General features: G+C 69.7%; 18 protein-coding genes. 10 read left to right on the top strand and 8 right to left on the bottom strand.

What is annotated here, in order from left to right:
• Positions 1-81: 81 nt before the first annotated feature.
• Positions 82-1,197, top strand: a complete 1,116-nt coding sequence (locus tag ABFX55_RS34695; protein ID WP_346126954.1) for a GAF domain-containing sensor histidine kinase — start codon at positions 82-84, stop codon at positions 1,195-1,197.
• A complete protein-coding gene (locus ABFX55_RS34690) occupies positions 1,194-1,799 on the top strand; it encodes a response regulator (protein WP_346126952.1) in 606 nt (201 codons plus the stop codon). Before ABFX55_RS34695 ends, ABFX55_RS34690 begins: the two co-directional genes overlap by 4 nt.
• Positions 1,800-1,858: 59 nt before the next feature.
• Here ABFX55_RS34690 and ABFX55_RS34685 read toward each other — a convergent pair whose 3' ends face one another.
• Positions 1,859-2,251 (bottom strand): RidA family protein, encoded by a 393-nt coding sequence (locus tag ABFX55_RS34685; protein WP_346126950.1) that lies wholly within the window; start codon positions 2,249-2,251, stop codon positions 1,859-1,861.
• 71 nt (positions 2,252-2,322) lie between these two features.
• On the opposite strand from ABFX55_RS34685, the gene ABFX55_RS34680 reads away from it, so the two are divergent.
• Entirely contained in the window at positions 2,323-3,222 is a 900-nt protein-coding gene (locus ABFX55_RS34680; RefSeq protein WP_346126948.1) for a LysR family transcriptional regulator, read from the top strand.
• A gap of 63 nt (positions 3,223-3,285) precedes the next feature.
• Here the strand turns inward: ABFX55_RS34680 and ABFX55_RS34675 are convergent, their stop codons facing one another.
• A complete protein-coding gene (locus ABFX55_RS34675; RefSeq protein ID WP_183652249.1) occupies positions 3,286-3,960 on the bottom strand; it encodes a hypothetical protein in 675 nt (224 codons plus the stop codon).
• Between the two features lie 170 nt (positions 3,961-4,130).
• On the opposite strand from ABFX55_RS34675, the gene ABFX55_RS34670 reads away from it, so the two are divergent.
• Positions 4,131-6,818, top strand: coding sequence for a protein kinase domain-containing protein (locus ABFX55_RS34670; protein ID WP_346126946.1), 2,688 nt, complete (start codon positions 4,131-4,133; stop codon positions 6,816-6,818).
• Positions 6,819-6,922: 104 nt separating this feature from the next.
• On the opposite strand, the gene ABFX55_RS34665 is transcribed toward ABFX55_RS34670, so the two are convergent.
• Complete coding sequence (locus tag ABFX55_RS34665) at positions 6,923-7,633, bottom strand: hypothetical protein (protein ID WP_346126945.1); 711 nt, start codon at positions 7,631-7,633, stop codon at positions 6,923-6,925.
• Between the two features lie 66 nt (positions 7,634-7,699).
• Here ABFX55_RS34665 and ABFX55_RS34660 point away from each other — a divergent pair, with 66 nt between their 5' ends.
• From ABFX55_RS34660 to ABFX55_RS34645, 4 genes are all read left to right on the top strand, one after another.
• Entirely contained in the window at positions 7,700-8,488 is a 789-nt protein-coding gene (locus ABFX55_RS34660) for an ABC transporter ATP-binding protein (RefSeq protein WP_346126944.1), read from the top strand.
• 75 nt (positions 8,489-8,563) lie between these two features.
• Positions 8,564-9,496, top strand: coding sequence for an SPFH domain-containing protein (locus ABFX55_RS34655; RefSeq protein ID WP_346126942.1), 933 nt, complete (start codon positions 8,564-8,566; stop codon positions 9,494-9,496).
• Between the two features lie 168 nt (positions 9,497-9,664).
• Positions 9,665-10,420, top strand: a complete 756-nt coding sequence (locus ABFX55_RS34650; protein ID WP_346126941.1) for a sulfite exporter TauE/SafE family protein — start codon at positions 9,665-9,667, stop codon at positions 10,418-10,420.
• Between the two features lie 30 nt (positions 10,421-10,450).
• Positions 10,451-10,699, top strand: coding sequence for a hypothetical protein (locus ABFX55_RS34645; RefSeq protein ID WP_183652231.1), 249 nt, complete (start codon positions 10,451-10,453; stop codon positions 10,697-10,699).
• A gap of 83 nt (positions 10,700-10,782) precedes the next feature.
• Here ABFX55_RS34645 and ABFX55_RS34640 read toward each other — a convergent pair whose 3' ends face one another.
• The 5 genes from ABFX55_RS34640 to ABFX55_RS34620 all read right to left on the bottom strand — a co-directional run bounded on the left by ABFX55_RS34640 (position 10,783) and on the right by ABFX55_RS34620 (position 15,365).
• Positions 10,783-11,667: a Rieske (2Fe-2S) protein gene (locus ABFX55_RS34640; protein WP_346126940.1), complete on the bottom strand. Its 885-nt coding sequence runs from the start codon at positions 11,665-11,667 to the stop codon at positions 10,783-10,785.
• A gap of 30 nt (positions 11,668-11,697) precedes the next feature.
• Positions 11,698-12,300, bottom strand: a complete 603-nt coding sequence (locus ABFX55_RS34635; RefSeq protein ID WP_346126938.1) for an HD domain-containing protein — start codon at positions 12,298-12,300, stop codon at positions 11,698-11,700.
• Positions 12,301-12,346: 46 nt separating this feature from the next.
• Positions 12,347-14,443 (bottom strand): molybdopterin-dependent oxidoreductase, encoded by a 2,097-nt coding sequence (locus ABFX55_RS34630; protein WP_346126937.1) that lies wholly within the window; start codon positions 14,441-14,443, stop codon positions 12,347-12,349.
• Positions 14,444-14,584: 141 nt separating this feature from the next.
• A complete protein-coding gene (locus ABFX55_RS34625; protein ID WP_346126935.1) occupies positions 14,585-15,226 on the bottom strand; it encodes a hypothetical protein in 642 nt (213 codons plus the stop codon).
• Between the two features lies 1 nt (position 15,227).
• On the bottom strand, positions 15,228-15,365 hold the full coding sequence (locus ABFX55_RS34620; RefSeq protein WP_346126934.1) for a hypothetical protein: 138 nt from the start codon (positions 15,363-15,365) through the stop codon (positions 15,228-15,230).
• A 676-nt stretch (positions 15,366-16,041) separates the two neighbouring features.
• Between ABFX55_RS34620 and ABFX55_RS34615 the strand changes: the two genes are divergently transcribed.
• Entirely contained in the window at positions 16,042-16,905 is an 864-nt protein-coding gene (locus ABFX55_RS34615; protein ID WP_346126933.1) for a helix-turn-helix domain-containing protein, read from the top strand.
• Positions 16,906-16,958: 53 nt separating this feature from the next.
• Positions 16,959-17,183 carry a DUF397 domain-containing protein gene (locus ABFX55_RS34610; protein ID WP_183652212.1) on the top strand — a complete coding sequence of 75 codons (225 nt, stop codon included), beginning with the start codon at positions 16,959-16,961 and terminating at the stop codon, positions 17,181-17,183.
• The last annotated feature ends 238 nt before the right edge of the window (positions 17,184-17,421 follow it).

Here is a 17,421-nt window from a genome sequence, read left to right as displayed (position 1 = left end):
GAAAGCGCGGAGCCTCGTGGCATCGGGCCCGCGACCTAGGCCGTGGTGGGCACTTCGGCCTAGGACCGTAGGCTGAGGCTCGTGAGCCCCGAATCCGACATCCTGCGCGCGGTGAGTTCGGCCGTCCTGGCCGTCACGCGTCACCTGTCGGTGCGCGAGGTCCTGCAGGTCATCGTCCGCTCGGCCCAGCAGCTGCTCAACGCCAGATACGCGGCGCTCGGCGTGCCCGACGAGGACGGCTCGTTCGGCGAGTTCGTCGCCGAGGGCATCACCGACAAGCAGTGGGAAGCCATCGGCCCGCTGCCCCGCCAGCATGGCATGCTCGGCGCGATGCTCCGCGAGGGGATCCCCGTCCGCCTGCCCGACCTGCCGAAGGACCCCCGTTTCGAGTACTGGCCGAAGGCGCACCCCGTCATGCACGACTTCCTCGGCGTGCCCATCCTCGACGGCGAGCAGGTGCTCGGCATCATCTTCCTGGCCAACAAGAAGGTGCCTGGCGGGTTCACCGAGGAGGACGAGAAGCTGCTGACGATGTTCGCCGCGCACGCCGCGCTCGCGCTGACCAACGCCCGCCTCTACGAGAGGGGGCGCGAGCTGGCCATGCTCGAGGAGCGCAACAGGATGGCGCGCGAGCTGCACGACGCCGTCACCCAGAAGCTGTTCTCGCTGCGGCTGACCGCGCAGGCCGCCAACTCGCTGCTGCAGGTGGACCCCGCCAGGGCCGCCGTCGAGCTCGAACGCGTGCAGCGCCTGGCCGGAGAGGCGCTGGCCGAGCTGCGCGCGGTGATCGTGGAGCTCCGTCCCGCCGAGCTCGACAGGCACGGGCTGGCCGAGACGCTCCGCAAGCACGTGCGGCTGCTCGACAGGCTGCAGCCCTGCGAGGTGGCCTTCGAGGGCGACGAGCTGCCGGCCGTACCCTCCGAGGTGGAGGTCGCGGTCCTGCGCGTGGCGCAGGAGGCGCTGCACAACGCGCTGCGCCACTCCGACGCGGAGCGCGTCTCGGTGCGGCTCTCGCACACGTCGGGCAAGCTGGTGCTCGTGGTGCGCGACGAAGGCGTCGGTTTCGACGACACAGGGCAGGTGCGGGGGCTCGGGCTGGTGTCGATGGCCGACCGCGCCGAGACGGTCGGCGGAGTGGTAACCGTCTCCTCCGAGCCGGGCAAGGGGACGACGGTGCGCATGGAGGTGGGCGTGTGATCCAGGTGCTGATCGCCGACGATCACCCGGTCGTCCGGCAGGGCCTGCGGACCTTCCTCGACCTGCAGGACGACATCACGGTCGTCGGCGAGGCCGCGGACGGCGCGGAGGCCGTCGCGCTGGTCGAGAAGCTGCGACCCGACGTGCTGCTCCTCGACCTCAAGATGCCGGTGCTCGACGGGCTCGGCGCGCTGGACCGGCTGAACGGCGGCCCGACCAGGGTGCTGGTGCTGACCTCGGTGAGCGACAGGTCCGACGTGGGGCCGGCGATGCGGGCCGGCGCCGCGGGCTTCCTCTACAAGGACGTCGACCCCAACGCGCTGGTCCAGGCGGTGCGGGCGGTGCACGGCGGGCAGGTGCTGCTGGCGCAGGAGGCGGCCTCGGCGATGCTGACCGCCGAGGCCCCGCCGGTGCCGCTGACGGACAGGGAGCGGGAGGTGCTGAGGCTGATCGCGGCGGGACGGTCGAACAAGGAGATCGCCAGGGACCTCTCCGTGGCGGAGAAGACCGTGAAGACCCACGTGTCGAACGTGCTGATGAAGCTGGGCGTCCAGGACCGCACCCAGGCCGCCCTCTACGCCGTCCGCCACGGCCTGGGCTGACCTCCGTCCTCCGGGGTCGCCCCCGCGGGCACGGCCGCGCGGGCCGGTGGGACGATCCGTCAGCCGGTGGCGGGGCGGCGGGCGTACACCTCGATCTCGATCTTCATGCGGGGGTCGGCCAGGCCGCACACGAGCATCGTGGCGGCCGGACGGATCTCGCCGAAGCAGCGGCGCAGGGCAGGCCAGCACGGCTCGAAGTCCTCCCTGTCGGGCAGCAGGTACCGCACCCTCACGACGTCGGCGAACGAGCTGCCCGCCTCCGCCAGGGCCGCGCCGATGTTGCGCAGGCACTGCTCGGCCTGCTCGACCACGTCGTCGGAGATCGTCATCGTCGCGTAGTCGAAGCCGGTGGTTCCCGACACGTGGACCCAGTCGCCGTCCACGACCGCCCTGGCGTAACCGATCTCCTCCTCGAAAGTGGAGCCGCTCAGGATCGCACGTCGCTCTGTCATGAGGCGAAGCTAGACGACCTGGGGTTATACGTCTAATACAGGATTTCGTATGAAGTGATATCTCTGGGCGTATGGATCGGCCCGAGCTCGCGCTCCAGCAGTTGTACGCCTTCGCCGTCCTCGCAGAGGAGCTGCACTTCGGAAGGGCCGCCGAACGGCTGGGCATCGCGCAGCCCCCGCTCAGCCAGCAGATCAGGCGGCTGGAGCAGAAGGTCGGCCACGCCCTGTTCGACCGGGGATCGGGCGGGGTCGTCCTGACGCCCGCGGGGCACGAGCTCCTGCCCGCCGCCCTGCACGCGCTGGACGAGGTCGCGGGCGGGCTGCGAGCGGCGAGGCGCATCGGCGACGGGCTGGCCGGTCGCATCAGGATCGGCTTCGCGGCCTCGCTCGCGCTGACCGTCCTGCCTGGGATCCTGCGGGCCTACCGCGAGCGCTATCCCGAGGTGGAGATGGAGATCCGCGAGATGACGACGGCGCCGCAGGTGGCCGCGCTGCGCGAGCGCGCGATCGACGTGGGGCTCCTGCGGGAGCCGCCGGGCGAACAGGGCCTGGCGATGGAGCCGATCCTTGCCGAGCGGTTCGTCGCCGTGCTGCCTGCAGGACATCGCCTCGCGGCTCAGCGCGTCGTGCCCGTCGCCGCGCTGGCGGAGGAGCCGTTCGTGCTGCTGCCCCGCGCCGCGGGGCCGACCGTCCACGATCGCATCCTGGACGTGTGCCGCGAGGCGGGGTTCGAGCCGCGCGTCGGCCAGCACGCGGTGGAGTGGCAGACGGTCTCGGCGCTAGTCGAGGCGGGGCTCGGCGTCTCCCTCGCTCCCGCGAGCATTCGCAGGATCAGACTCAGCGGCGTGGTCCACCGCAGGATCGACCCGGACACCGCGCGCACCGTCGTCGCGATGTGCTGGCGTGAGGGCGAGGGGAACCCGCTGGTCACCCGCTTTCTCGAAGCCGCACGCGGCGGAGCCCGCAGGTGAGAGGCTGTACGCACCTCAGCCCCGCACCGGGTGGTGCCGGGGCTGAGGGTCAGGCGGTGCCGATCAGGTGTCCTTCTTCTCGTTCCGCTCGACGTAGGTGTTCGACGGCGGGTTCCACTTGGGCTGCGGAGGGGGCGGCGGGGGCGTGTAGGTGCTGCCCGTACGGCGCTTCTGCGGCCAGACGATCTTCGTCGCGGTGTTCTTCATGAACAGGTGGCCCTTGAGCCCGAGGCGGCCGAGCTCCTCCTGGTCGAGGTTCTCCGCACCGGTCGGCAGGTCGTAGGCGACCACGCCGACCTTGGCCTTGGCCAGGCCCTTGGTGTTCTTCTTCAGCGTCAGCTGAAAGTTCAGCCAGGTGGTGCCGCCGACGGGCACCTGGTACCTCGGCATGCACAGGAAGATCTGGCCCTGCCACACGCACTTGGTGCCCTTGGGCCCGCCCCACTTCAGCGTCGGCACGACTCCCTTGGGCAGGAAGCCGCCCACCCCGAAGTAATCGGCGTCGTAGGGCCCGAGATTCTTGGCCTTGATGTAATACGTGATCTTGCCGCCGCGCTTGGTGGCCTTCGTGTACTTGACGCTCACCTTGAACTTGGAGAACGGGTCCTTCGTGGCGGCGGCCACCACAGGGCTGGTCGTCGCGGGCGCGACCGCCGCCACGGCCGGCGCTGCGGCGGCCAGCGGGACCAATGGTGTGATCAGGCCAAGGCCCAAGAACATGCCGAACTGTCGGCGCATGGTGCGGCTCCCCCTAACGGAACTGGAAATCCCCCATTCTCTAGTCGATTATGCCTAGGGTAAAGATTCCGCAAAGAGTGATGATCTATCGTGATATCGCGTTGCTTGCGTGCCTTGCGCTGGGCCGGTCACTCTTGCGGCGGGGGAATCGCACAAGGGGGAGGCTGCAGGTGCCGGACAAGCACCCGTTACAGCCCGGGGACCCGGCTGAGCTGGGCCAGTACCGGCTGCTCGGACGGCTGGGCAAAGGCGCGCAGGGGATCGTCTACAAGGCCCAGGGCCCTGACGGGGAACTGGTCGCGATCAAGCTGCTGAACACCAGGCTGGACAAGCCGGGCATCGACGCCGAGCGCTTCATGCGGGAGGTGGCGGCCGCACGGCGGGTCGCGCAGTTCTGCACCGCGCAGGTGCTCGGCGCCAACATGGACGGCGAGCTGCCGTACATCGTCAGCGAGCTGGTCGAGGGCGTCTCGCTCCAGCGCGTGGTGCAGACGGACGGCCCCCGCTCGGGCGGAGCCCTCTACCGGCTGGCCGTGGGCACGGTCACCGCTCTGGCCGCCATCCACCGCGCCGGCATCGTGCACCGCGACTTCAAGCCGAGCAACGTGCTGCTGGGCCCCGACGGCCCCCGCGTGATCGACTTCGGCATCGCCAGGGCGCTCGACTCCTCGATGACGCTCAGCAGCGGAGTCGTGGGGACGCCCGCCTACATGTCGCCCGAGCAGATCTCGGGCGAGCGCGTCGGCCCCGCGAGCGACCTGTTCAGCTGGGCGCTGACGATGACGTTCGCGGCCACAGGGGCGCCCGCGTTCGGCCAGGACAGCCTCCCCGCGGTCATCTACAGGGTCATCAACGACGAGCCCGACCTGTCGGCCTTCCCCGATAGCCTGCGGCCGCTCGTGCAGGCCTGCCTGAGCAAGCGGGCAGAGGAGCGGCCCTCGGCGGCCGAGGCGCTGTTCTCGCTGCTGGAGAACCAGGGCGCGGTGGCCGAGCTGGACGCCGAGGTGGCGATGAGCACGGGCTCGCAGGTGGCGTCGGTCGACGAGCGGCCGCCGGGCGTGCTCGACTCGCTGCCGGACGGCTGGGCCGGCCCCGCCGACTCCGGCCAGAACCGCTGGGCCGTCCCGTCCTCGCCGCCCCACCCGAACCCCGGCAGGTCGAACCCGAACCACTCGAACCCAGGGGGATGGGCGAGTCCCTCGGAGTCGCAGCCGAGCGGGTGGGTCAGCCCCTCGGGGATGCCCGCGAACGCCTACATCCCGCCGCAGGCCCCCGCGCAGCCGTACCGGTCGCCGCAGGGCCACCTGCCGCCTCAGCAGCCGTCTCCGCAGTCTCAGACCCCCCAGTCACCACCTCCACCCGCCGCGGCCCCGCACGCCTCGGCTCCGCACGGCCCGGGCGCGCAGGGGGCCGTGCCCCCGGGGGTGGCGCCTCTCCCGTCCGCCTCCCCTGAAGGGGCGGGGCGGTCCGACGCGGGCGCGGGCCGGCCGTACGGCGGGCAAGGGCAGTACCCGCTGGGCGCCTACCCGCCCCCGAGTGCGCCGCGCGACAACGACAACGACGCGTTCTTCAGGGACACCAGGCCCGAGGAGAAGCGGGCGGAGGACAAGGCGCGGCGGCGCAGGGCCGGTATGGTCGGCGGCGCGCTGCTGCTGGCCCTGGCTCTCGCGGCGGGTGTGCTGATCTTCGCCCCGAGAGCCTTCGAGGGCGGGCAGGACCCCACGCGGACCACGCTCGCGGGCGACACCACCTCGCTCTCGCCGACGGCCACGCCCTCGACCTCCGTCTCCCCGTCGGTCTCGGCCTCTGTCTCCCCCTCGGTCTCGGTCTCCGGCTCACCGCAGCCGAGCGGGTCGCCCTTCCCGACGGTCACGCCGACCGCGCCGCCCCAGGAGGCCGTGCTACCGGTCCTGGGCGAGCAGGAAGGCAAGTCGATGGCCGGTCACAGCAAGGCGATCCAGTCGCTGTCCGGGATCAGGATCGGCGGCGCTCAGCGGTTCGTGTCCGGCGGCCAGGACGGCGTGCTGCGGATCTGGGACCCGGTCAAGCGCACCACGGTCGCCAAGCTGCGCGGCCACGACAACGACGTCTACGCGGTCGCCTGCGTGACCGTCGGCAGCACGCCGATGGCCGTGTCCGGCGGCTACGACCACACCGTGCGCCTGTGGAACCTGAAGACCCGCAAGGGGACGGTCCTCGGCAGGCACCCGATCGCGGTCTTCGCCGTCGCCGTCGGCAAGGTGGGCGGAAAGTACGTCGCGGTGACCGGCGACGGTGACGGCATGCTGCGCTTCTGGGACCTGAAGAAGCGCAGGCAGCTCGGCTCGGTCAAGGCGCACAACAGGGACATCAACTGGCTGAGCGTCGGCCGCGTCGGCGACCGTCCCGTGGTGGTCTCGGCCAGCGAGGACGAGACCCTGCGAGTGTGGGATCTTTCCAAGCGCAAGGCGTACGGCAAGCCCTACAAGGGGCACAGCAAGGCGGTGTTCTCGGTCGCGGTCGGCCAGGTCGACGGCAAGGCCGTGGTGGCGTCGGGCGGCAAGGACGAGAAGGTCCGCCTCTGGGACCCGAAGACCGGGCGCTCGGTCGGCAAGGCCATGTCGGGGCACACCAGCAACGTCTACTCGCTGTCGTTCGGATCGGTCGGCGGCAAGGCGGTGCTGGCCTCGGGCAGCACCGACGGCACGATCCGCCTGTGGGACCCCGAGACCAGGAAGGCCCTCGGCGGCAAGGTGAAGGCGCACACGGGCGGGGTGTACGCGGTCGCCGTCGCCACGGTGGGTGACTCGCCCGCCGTGGTGTCGGCGGGCAAGGACAAGCGCATCAGGATCTGGCGCTTCGACTCGCCCTCGCCGTGACGCGTGCCGCGTCACGGCGCCCGGCCGCGCGCGCTCGAGGAGCGTCTCCCTGGAGGGAGGGCGGCCGGTGACGGGGGTGGGGCCGTGGGGGCCTGCCGTACGGCTCAGCGCGGCTCGAAGATCGCGTGGTGGGCGGAGACCAGCGCGCGGCGGACGGCGGAGTCGAGGGTGCGCAGCGCGACCGACCTGGTGGCGATCTGGCTCGCGGTGAGACCGCGGTCGTCGGCAGCCAGGAGCGCGGCCGACAGCCTGGAGGCCAGCGTCGACACGCGGTGCGCGCGCGCCGGATAGCCGGGAGCCAGCGCGCCGTTCACGCGCTCGAGCCGTCCGGGATGGCCCTGCAGCGGCCCTCCTACCTCGGCCAGCGCCTCGGTGGCCGCCAGCATCGAGGTGGTCAGCTCGCGCTCGGCCTCCGCCAGCGACGGCAGGTCGGCCCTCGGCGGCCCCGACTCGTGCACCGCGAACAGCACCCCCGCGTAGGACGAGCCCCGCAGGTCGGGGGAGGGCAGCAGCCCGAGAGTCCGGTCCCCGAGCACCGCGATCACCGCCTCCCCCGCCTCCAGCGCGGCCGCGTTGAACGCGGGCGGACCCGACAGGCCGAGCGGATCTCCTGGAGCGGGCAGCGCGAGGCGCAACTCGCTGAGCCCGTCGACCCTGAGTTCGGCGAGGTACCTCCGCAGCGGAAGCGACCCCACAAGAGCGGGGCCCGACAGCTTCTCGACCTGGTCGACTGCCTCGTCCAGGCCGACGTGACCTGACAGCCAGGCGTTGCCCCACGCGACGAGCGGCGGTGAGATAGGCGATTCAGCGCGCACCGGTCCACGATATGCGCTCGCCCTGCAATAGGTTTGTCCCGAGCGTTCCAAAGGGAGGGATCAGCGATGGGTGGTCAGGTGCTGCGGCTCCAGGACGTCGGCGTCCGGCGTGATGGGGCGGCCCTGATACGCGGCATCGACTGGGAGGTCAACGAGGACGAGCGCTGGGTCGTGATCGGGCCCAACGGCGCGGGAAAGACGACGCTGCTGCAGGTCGCCGCCACGTTGCTGTTCCCCAGCGAGGGCGTGGTCGAGGTGCTCGGCGAACGGATAGGCCAGACCGACGTGTTCGACCTGCGTCCGCGCATCGGCCTGGCCAGCTCGGCGCTGGCCGAGAAGGTGCCGCAGGACGAGAAGGTCATCGACCTGGTGCTGACCGCGTCCTACGCGATCCTCGGCCGCTGGACCGAGGAGTACGACTCCCACGACGTCACCAGGGCGGTCGAGCTGATCGACATGATGGGCGTCGCCCACCTGATCAGGCGGCGCTTCGGCACCCTGTCCGAGGGCGAGCGCAAGCGGGTGCAGATCGCCAGGGCCCTCATGCCCGACCCGGAGCTGCTCCTGCTCGACGAGCCCGCGGCGGGCCTCGACCTCGGCGGGCGCGAAGACCTGGTGCGGCGGCTGTCGACGCTCGCCTACGACCACCGCTCGCCCACCATGGTGCTGGTCACGCACCACGTGGAGGAGGTCCCGAACGGCTTCACCCACGCGCTGCTGCTGCGCCACGGCTCGGCCGTCGCCCAGGGGCCGATCGAGGACGTGATGACGGCCGAGAACCTCTCGCGCACGTTCGGGGTGCCGCTGGTCCTCGAACGCAACGGTCAGGGACGTTGGTACGCCAGACCTCAATAGCAATTCACGGCTGTCAAAAGGGAAAACCAAATATCATCTTCGTGGTCGGGACCTTTCGACTCGCGGAGTGTTGCCATGGGCACCGAACAGCTGATCGTCGCTCTTGTCGTGGTCGCTGTGGTGGGGTTCGCCCTGGCGAGGACCATCCGGATCATCCCTCAGGCCACCGCGGCCATCATCGAGCGGCTCGGGCGCTACCACCGCACGCTGACGCCGGGGCTGAACCTCGTCGTGCCGTTCATCGACCGCATCAAAGAGATGATCGACCTGCGCGAGCAGGTCGTGTCGTTTCCCCCGCAGCCGGTCATCACCTCCGACAACCTCGTGGTCTCCATCGACACCGTCATCTACTTCCAGGTGACCAATCCGAAGGCGGCCACCTACGAGATCGCCAACTTCCTGGTCGGCGTCGAGCAGCTGACGGTGACCACCCTGCGCAACGTGGTCGGCGGCATGGACCTGGAGCGCACGCTGACCTCGCGCGAGGAGATCAACACCGAGCTGCGCGGCGTGCTGGACGAGGCCACCGGCAAGTGGGGGATCAGGGTCAACCGCGTCGAGCTGAAGGCCATCGACCCGCCCGCCTCCATCCAGGACTCGATGGAGAAGCAGATGCGGGCCGACCGTGACAAGCGCGCCGCCGTGCTCACGGCCGAGGGGCAGAAGCAGGCGGCGATCCTGACCGCCGAGGGGGAGAAGACGGCGGCGGTGCTGCGGGCGAGGGGAGAGGCCGAGGCGGCGGTGCTGCGCGCCCAGGCCGAGGCGGAGGCGGCGGCCATGCGGGCCAAGGGGCAGGCCGACGCGATCGGGATGGTGTTCAAGGCCATCCACGAGGGCAACCCCGACCAGCGGCTGCTGGCCTACCAGTACCTGCAGATGCTGCCCGAGCTGGCCAAGGGCGACGCGAACAAGCTGTGGATCGTGCCGTCGGAGATGGGGCGCGTGCTGGAGAACCTAGGCGGGCTGTTCGGAGGCGACAAGGACGGCGGCAACGGCAAGGAGAGCTGACCCCTCCTGGCGTCCGCGCCCACCTGACACCCCTCCGCGTGCCCTTCCGAGGAACTCCGCCGTCTGTGGGCGCCTCCGCGAGCCTCGCTGCGACCCCGGGGACGAGCAGGGTAGGACGGGGCTCTAGGCTCGGGCGACAGTGCATACGGAATACGAAAGGGGCAGGTCTTGACGCCGTGGGAGGCGGTCGCGGTCTGCGCGGCCGGAGTCGCAGCAGGGGCCATCAACGCGGTCGTCGGGTCGGGCTCGCTGATCACCTTCCCCACTCTGGTGGCCGTAGGCGTCGACCCCGTGACCGCCAACGTCTCCAACAACATCGGCCTGGTCCCCGGCTCCTTCACCGGCGCGTACGGCTACCGCGCCGAGCTCAAGGGCCAGCGTGACCGCCTCGTCAGGATGGGCATGGGGTCGGCGCTCGGCTCCCTGCTGGGCGGACTGCTCCTGCTCGTGCTCGACCCCGACGTGTTCCACATCGTGGTGCCGATCCTGATCGCGCTCGCCTGCGTGCTGGTCGTGGTCCAGCCGAAGCTGAACGGCTGGCTGGCCGCGCGCAGGCAGCACGCCCACCCCGACGGCGGCCCGTGGCTGTGGCTCGGCGTGTTCGGCGCGGGTGTCTACGGCGGCTACTTCGGCGCCGCCCAGGGTGTCCTGCTCATCGGCCTGCTCGGCAGCTTCCTCGACGACGGCCTGCAGCGCGTCAACGCCGCCAAGAACGTGCTGTCGCTCATCGTCAACGCCACCGCCGCCGTGCTGTTCGTGATCATCGCGCCCATCGACTGGTGGGCGGTGCTGATGGTGGCTCTCGGCGCCACGCTGGGCGGTTTCCTGGGCGCGAAGGTGGGACGCAGGCTGCCCGCTCCGATCCTGCGGGGCTTCATCGTCTGCGTCGGTATCGCCGCGATAATCAAACTGGTGTACGGATAAATCCACAGCTCAATGGGTATAAATCATGCTATGAAGGGTGATCGGGTCGAGATCGTGATCGACGCGGGAGGCACTCCGCGAACCTACGAAGTGATCGCCACGAAAGCCGGACGGCGGGTCGAAGTGGCCAACCGGCGCGGCCTGGTAGAAGTCAGCGAGGTGACACGAAGCGGCACGGCCGTACGCACCGCGCGCTTCATGTCCAGCCGGATCCTCGCTCTGGTCGAACACCCGGCCGATCAGCCCCGCCCCGCGGGTCAGCGGAAGTCCGCCGCCTGATCGGCCTCGCACTCCCGCGGTGACCTCGCGGGCCGTCCTGTCAGCCGCTCGACGGTGTCGGTGACCCTGCAGCCGAACGAGGTTCAGGTCAGGGGCCGCACCTGGATGGTGCCGTCGCGCCGTACGCGGGTCTCGAAGGTGGGGGCCGGCGCGGTGGCGGGGCCGTGCTTGACGCTGCCGTCGGCGATCCTGAACGTGCTGCCGTGCCAGGGGCAGACCACGCAGGGTTCGCCGTTCTCGATCACCAGTCGTCCCTGGTGCAGCGGGCCGGCCAGGTGCGAGCAGCGGTCGGCGAGCACGCTCACGCCGCCGCCGTGCCTGAGCACGAAGAGCTGGATGTAACCGAGCCTGCGGGTCACGGGACGCCCCTCGGGCAGGTCCTTGATCGGGCACAGATCGTGCCAGCCGAGCGGCACCAGGTGGGCGACCTGCTCGGCGTGGTTGGCGCCCGCCGCCTGCCGGTAGGCCATGTGGCCGCCGAGGTAGCCGCCGACCGCCGCGGCGCCGAGGCCCAGCATGGCAAGCGCCTTGCCGCCGCCCTGCCGTCCGGCCATGCGGAGCAGCAACGAGCCGGAGAACAGGCCGAGGGCGGTGAGGTTGGTGACCATGTGGACGAAGCCCACCCGCTGTTGCTCGCGGTGGAGTGACGACCAGTCGGTGAGCCCCGCCGCCGCCGTCGGCACGGCGCCCGCCACCCCTGCGGCCAGAAGCGCCTTCGACGCCTTCGGGTCGGCGTTCACGAGGTCGAGCACGGCGACCGACACCCAGCAGCCGAGCGTGACCGTGGCCAGTGGCGGGTGCAGCGGTTTGCCGGTGGGCACCCCGTGCAACCAGTCGCGGAGCCTGCCCGGCCCGATCGTCTCCCGTACGGCTTTGGCCAGCACTCTGATCGGCCGATCCATCGCCCTGCTCTTCTCGAGCTTGTCGGCGAGGTCGACCGGTCCTGCCAGCCTGACTTTCTCCTTCACGACCAAACCCCTACCCCGGTGGTAAGGGGATCACTCGGACAGATGCCCCCGGCTGACCGAGAGGTCGATCAACTCGTTGGCGTAGACGCCGAGTGACTCCGAGCCATCCTCGATGATCTTCACCTTCTCGCGGACCTGGCCTGCCGTCACCTTGAACAGCGGCCAGGTGCCGCCCTCGGTGTGGTGGTTGGCCAGGATCGGGGCGAACCTGTCGAGGGCCTTGGCGAAGCGCGCCTCGACCGTCTCGCGGGCCTCGAACTCCTCCCACAGCTCCCTGAAGAGCACGGCCTGGTCGGAGGGGAGCAGGGCGAAGATCCGGTCGGCGGCGGCGCGCTCGGCGTCGATCTGCGCGGCCACCGCGACAGGGTCGTAGATGAAGGTGTCGCCCGCGTCGATCTCGACGAGGTCGTGGACGAGCAGCATGGCGACCACCCGCTGGATGTCGGTCCCCTGCGGCGCGTGCTCGGCGAGGATCATCGCCAGCAGGCCGACGTACCACGAGTGCTCGGCGTCGTTCTCACGGCGTGATCCGTCCATGAGGCTGTTGCGGCGGATCACCCGCTTCAGCTTGTCGATCTCCACTGCGAAGGCGATCTGGGCGTTCAGTCGGTCCTCTTCTTGCGTGGTAGTCACGCGCGACACCCTATTAATGTCCGACGTGTCCGGTCGACCGCAACGATCACAGGGAGGCAATCGTCACCGGAACGCCGTTGAACACGGCGTTGCCGGAAGGTATGTCGATCGCTGAGTCATCGGTCAGGACGTTCGCGCTGACTCCCGCGTGCTCGGCCGCGACGGCCTGCGCGCTGCCCGCGTGGCCCCATCCGTGCGGCAGGCTCACCACGCCCGGCATGATCGTGTCCGTCGGCTCCAGCGTCACCGTGAGCCGTCCGGTCGCCGACGTGATCACCGCCTCCTGCTCCAGGCCCAGTCTGGCGACGTCGGCGGGGTTGATCTGCAGCGTGCACCTGTTGCTGCCGCCGACCAGCGTGCCGACGTTGTGCATCCAGCTGTTGTTCGAGCGCAGGTGGCGCCTGCCGATCAGCACCATCTCGGGCGGCGCCTGCTCGAGCCGCTCCCTCAGCCGTTCGACGTCCTCCATGAGCTGCGGGGGCGCCAGCTCGACCAGACCGGAGGCGGTACGCAGGATCCCCGGCAGCCGTGGCTCCAGCGCGCCGAGGTCGAGCCCGTGCGGGTTCTCACGCAGTTTCTCCAGCGACAGCCCGTACGGCCCGAGCTTCAGCATCATGTCGAGCCTGCGCTCGGCCCCCGTCTCTCCGGTGAGCTGGAGCTCCACTCCGGCCTTCTGGAGCGTCTGGTCGATGATGAACTCGTCCAGATCGCCTTCGAGCCCCGAGGCGATCATCGCGAGCCGCGCCATGATCTCCGACTCCGACGGCCGCTCGCCGAGAGGCAGGGCGGGCGGCGAGTAGCGCGTGTAGTTGCGCACCGCGAAGCCCAGCAGCGCGAAGTCGTAGTGGCCCGACTGCAGCACCCTCGGCGGCGGCAGGATCACGTTCGCGTGCCTGGTCGTCTCGTTGAGGTAGGGATCGACGCTGACCATGAAGTCGAGCTGCCCGAACGCCTCGTCCAGCCTGGACCCGTTCGGCGCCGACAGCACGGGGTTGCCCGCCACCGTCACCAGGAAGCGCACCTGACCTTCGCCCGGCGTCTCGATCTCGTCGGCCAGCGTCGCCACCGGCAGCTCGCCGTTGGCCTCGGGCAGGCCGCGCACGCGGCTCTTCCACCTGCCGGTCGTGTACGGCCTGCGGCTCCTCGGCGGTTCGGTGGCCGGCTTGGGGAACATCGCGCCGCCCGGCCTGTCGAGGTTGCCGGTGAGCGTGTTGAGCACGTCGACCAGCCACTGGGCCAGCGTCCCGAACTCCTGTGTGCAGGTGCCGATCCTGGCGTACACCGCCGCCGTGGGCGCCGCCGCCAGCTCGCGGGCCAGCCTGACGATCGTCTCCTCCGGCACGCCCGTACGGCGGGCGACCACCTCGGGCGGGAAGTGCTTGGCCGCCTCCCTGACCTCCTCGAGGCCGTTGACCTCGAGAGAGACGCTGGTGAGCTGCTCGGCGAAGAGCGTGTGCACCAGCCCGAAGAGCAGGTAGGCGTCGCTGCCCGGCCGTACGAACACGTGCTCGTCGGCCTGGGCGGCGGTCCTGGTGCGCCGCGGGTCCACCACGACGACCTTCCCTCCGCGCCTCCTGATCGCCTTGAGCCTGCCGGGGAAGTCGGGCGCGGTGCACAGCGAGCCGTTGGACTCCAGCGGGTTGGCGCCGAGCATCAGCAGGTAGTCGGTCCTGTCGAGATCGGGAACGGGGATGTGCAGTGGGTGGCCGAACATCAGCCCGCTGGCCACGTGCTTGGGCATCTGGTCGGCGGTGCTGGCCGAGAAGACATTGCGGGTGCCGAGCGCCCTGATCAGCGGCGCGGTGTAGAGCGCACCCGCCATCGTGTGCGCCCCAGGGTTGCCCAGGTAGACGGCGATCGTCTGCCTGTCCCCGACCCCTTCGAGCGCGCGGGCGACCGTGGCGAACGCCTCGTCCCACGACACCTCCCGCCACTGGTCGCCCTCCCTGACCAGCGGCTTGCTCAGCCGGTCGGGGTCCTCGTCGAGATGGCCGAGGCTGGCGCCCTTGGGACAGATGAAGCCCTTGCTGAAAGGGTCGTCCTTGTCGCCTCTGACGCCGGTGACGTGGCCGCCGTCGTCGAGCGTGAGCGTCAGGCCGCAGACGGCCTCGCAGAGAGGGCAGGTGCGGTGCACGGTCGTCATCGCTGCTCCTGAGTTCGTCATCCGAACTCATCTTGTCCCGTACGGCGGGCGGTGGGAAGGCCCCAATGTCTGGCTTTCTCCGCCACGGGTCAGGGGACGCCCGTCCGCCGTGGAGCGTCCCCGGTGCGTGGCCTGAGGGGGTCAGGCCGGGATGAGCAGCGCGGGCGCTCTGTCGGGTGGCTCCTCGGTCTCGGCGCGGGTGGACTTCAGCGAGACCCAGCCGCTCCTGCCGTACAGTCTTTCGACGCCCGGCGCGACCGCGCCCTCGGTCTGCTCCCTGCGGATGATCTCGACGATCACCAGGTGGGCCCATCTGCGGTGCTTGTGGATCCTGACGTCCCGCGCGAAGCAGGCCGCCTCGATCTCGCCCGCGAAGGCCTCGAAGTCCTCCGCGCAGATGCCCGCTCTGGTGAGAACCAGCGCCTTCTCCCCACGGGCCGTCGGCGTGATCCACAGGATGAGCGGAATCCTGCCCGCCCTGGTGTGCATGGTCGTCTCCAGGCAGAGCCGCTGCAGCCGGTGCCTGGAGGTCACGCACCAGGCGTGCGCGACGATCCAGTTGCGGCCGACACGGGTCACAGCAGGCACCGAGACCGCGCTGGTGAGCGCGATGAAGGGCGCCCATCGCCCGCCGCCGAGGGCGGCGAGCAGCACCAGCGCCAGTCCCGCGGTCAGCAGGAGCTCGGTGCGCATCCGCCAGAGCCTGGCGAGAGAGCCGGAGCGCCCGGCCGCCGGCAGGTCGCCGACCGCCGGGTAGATCTGGTGCCGAGGATTACGGGACATCTCACGACACCTCCTCTGGGATGAGGGAGGCGCGCAACACCCTGAGCTGGTCGAATCGCGGGTCGCGGTAGGAGCGGGTGCCGAATCGCGTGCGGGCGACGGTCCAGCCGCGCCGGTGCGCGAACTCGTCGTACTCCATGCAGATCTCGCGATCCGTCCACGCGACGAGTTCCCGGATCCGGGACTTGATTCGACCGAGTCCCTTGGTACCTTGTGAGTACAACATAGAAGACCCCTTTCGCGGCATTTCTGAGGTGGACTTCTGGGCCGGACCGGGCGCTGAAGAGCTCGGCCGTCACCGGGTGGCAGCCCGATCGCGTGACGGCTGGAGACCAGCGTCGGTCCGGCTTTGTGCTGAGTTCCTTTCGGCGGACCTGCATATCTGAACGGCGCCGTTGCCGGAAGGGGGCGGCCCAGGCGGCCGCGCTTGAGCGTCTGCGGAAGGCCCGAGTGCGCATCGTCATCTCGCCTTCCTGAGCCTGATCGTCCCTCCGTGACCTGGCCCCGGCAATAGTCTGGCGGGAGAAAATTCAAATTTCTTCGCAATTCCCGCTGGGACATGCGCCGCATGAGTACCTGCAACTTGCACGCGAAATGTCAGAGGCCGCTGGGGCTCCGGGTAAACCATCGCGAGCCCACCCCCTGACCGCTGGGCTTTTGCTTGCCCCCACCGTCTCTCCATGTCAGCCTTGAGGCAAGCCTTCGTGCGAGTCTCCGTGCAACTTGCAGTGTAAGATTGGCCGAACGGCCCAGGAATTCGGGGCTCAAACGGTTCTTCTCCGTTACACCTTCATTTCCGGTGAGGAGAGTGGACGGTGCCACCAGAGCAGGGCAGCCCCACGGTGCGCAGGCTCAAGCTCGGTCAGGAGCTCCGCCAACTGCGCGAGCGCAGGGGCCTGACGGGCGCGAGAGCGGCCAAGGAGCTCGGCTGGTCACCCAGCAAGGTGAGCCGCATCGAAGCCGCCAAGACCAAGCCGAGCCACGACGACGTCCAGGCCTTCGCGAAGCTCTACAAGTGCGATGACGGGAAACTCGACGAGCTGCTCGGGCTTCTGGTGGATGCATATCAGCGGGGCTGGTGGGAGGATTACGAAGGCACCCTGCCCGGGGGATACACCAGACTGCTCGGGCTGGAGGCGGAGGCCACGTCCCAACAGAACTGGGAACCCCAGGTTGTGCCTGGCCTTTTGCAGACCGAGGACTATGCGCGGGAAGTGATCCTGGCCTCCCGTGGCATCGTGCGTATCACGCACAGTGGTGTCCGAAGCCGGGTCGAAGCCCGGCTCGACAGGCAGCAGCGTGTCCTGCATCGAGCTGATCCATGCATCCTGCACATCATCCTGGACGAGTCGGCGTTGATGCGGCGTTTCGGCGAGCCCTCGGTCATGCGTGCGCAGATGGAGCATCTGATTCAGCTCTCCGTGCTGCCGCACGTATCTGTGCAGGTGCTGCCGCTGGAATCACTCCATCCGGTCAACACCGGCGCCTTCATCCACCTGAAGTTCGCGGCTTTCGACGATGTTGTATATCTGGAGCAGCTGTACAACCCACGCTTCGTCGAAGACCTCGAGATGGTGGCTGGATACGAGACAGCCTTCGACCACATCAGGTCCGAAGCGCTTGACGAGAACGAGTCCCGCGTGCTCATCCAGCGAAAGGCAATGATGTGGGGAAGGTGACGACGAAGCCTTCACAGGGGCAATGGCGCCCCTTTTACCCATTTGGGGAGAAAATGCACATCGACACCACCAGGGCGGCCTGGCAGAAGAGTAGCTTCTGCAACGGCGCTTCCACCTGCGTCGAGGTTGCCAACCTCGCCGACGGCAGCGTCGCGCTCAGGGACAGCAAGGTGCAGGACGGTCCCGTCCTGGTCTTCACTCCGGGCGAGTGGGCCGCTTTCACCGCCGGGGTTCGTGACGGCGAGTTCGACCTCGCCACGCTTACCGCGAGCGCGTGAAGAACGGCCCTGGCAGGTTGCTGACACAACCCACAGGGCCGCTCCACTTCAGCCCGCCCGGTAAGAGCACCGCGGAAGCTGCGCACATCATGGCACACGCCTGGAGCGGCGCCTCCTGGCCCACATCAACACGCCGACCAGCGCGATCGCCCGAGGTCTTGGCGCACTCCGCGCAGGTGGCGGCGTGGCCTTCCAGACACTGTCGAGGATCGCGGCGAACCTGGCATGACGCTTGTTC

The organism is Nonomuraea roseola, assembly GCF_039535395.1.
Lineage (GTDB): Bacteria > Actinomycetota > Actinomycetes > Streptosporangiales > Streptosporangiaceae > Nonomuraea > Nonomuraea roseola.
This window is presented reverse-complemented; position numbering and strand designations above follow the sequence as displayed.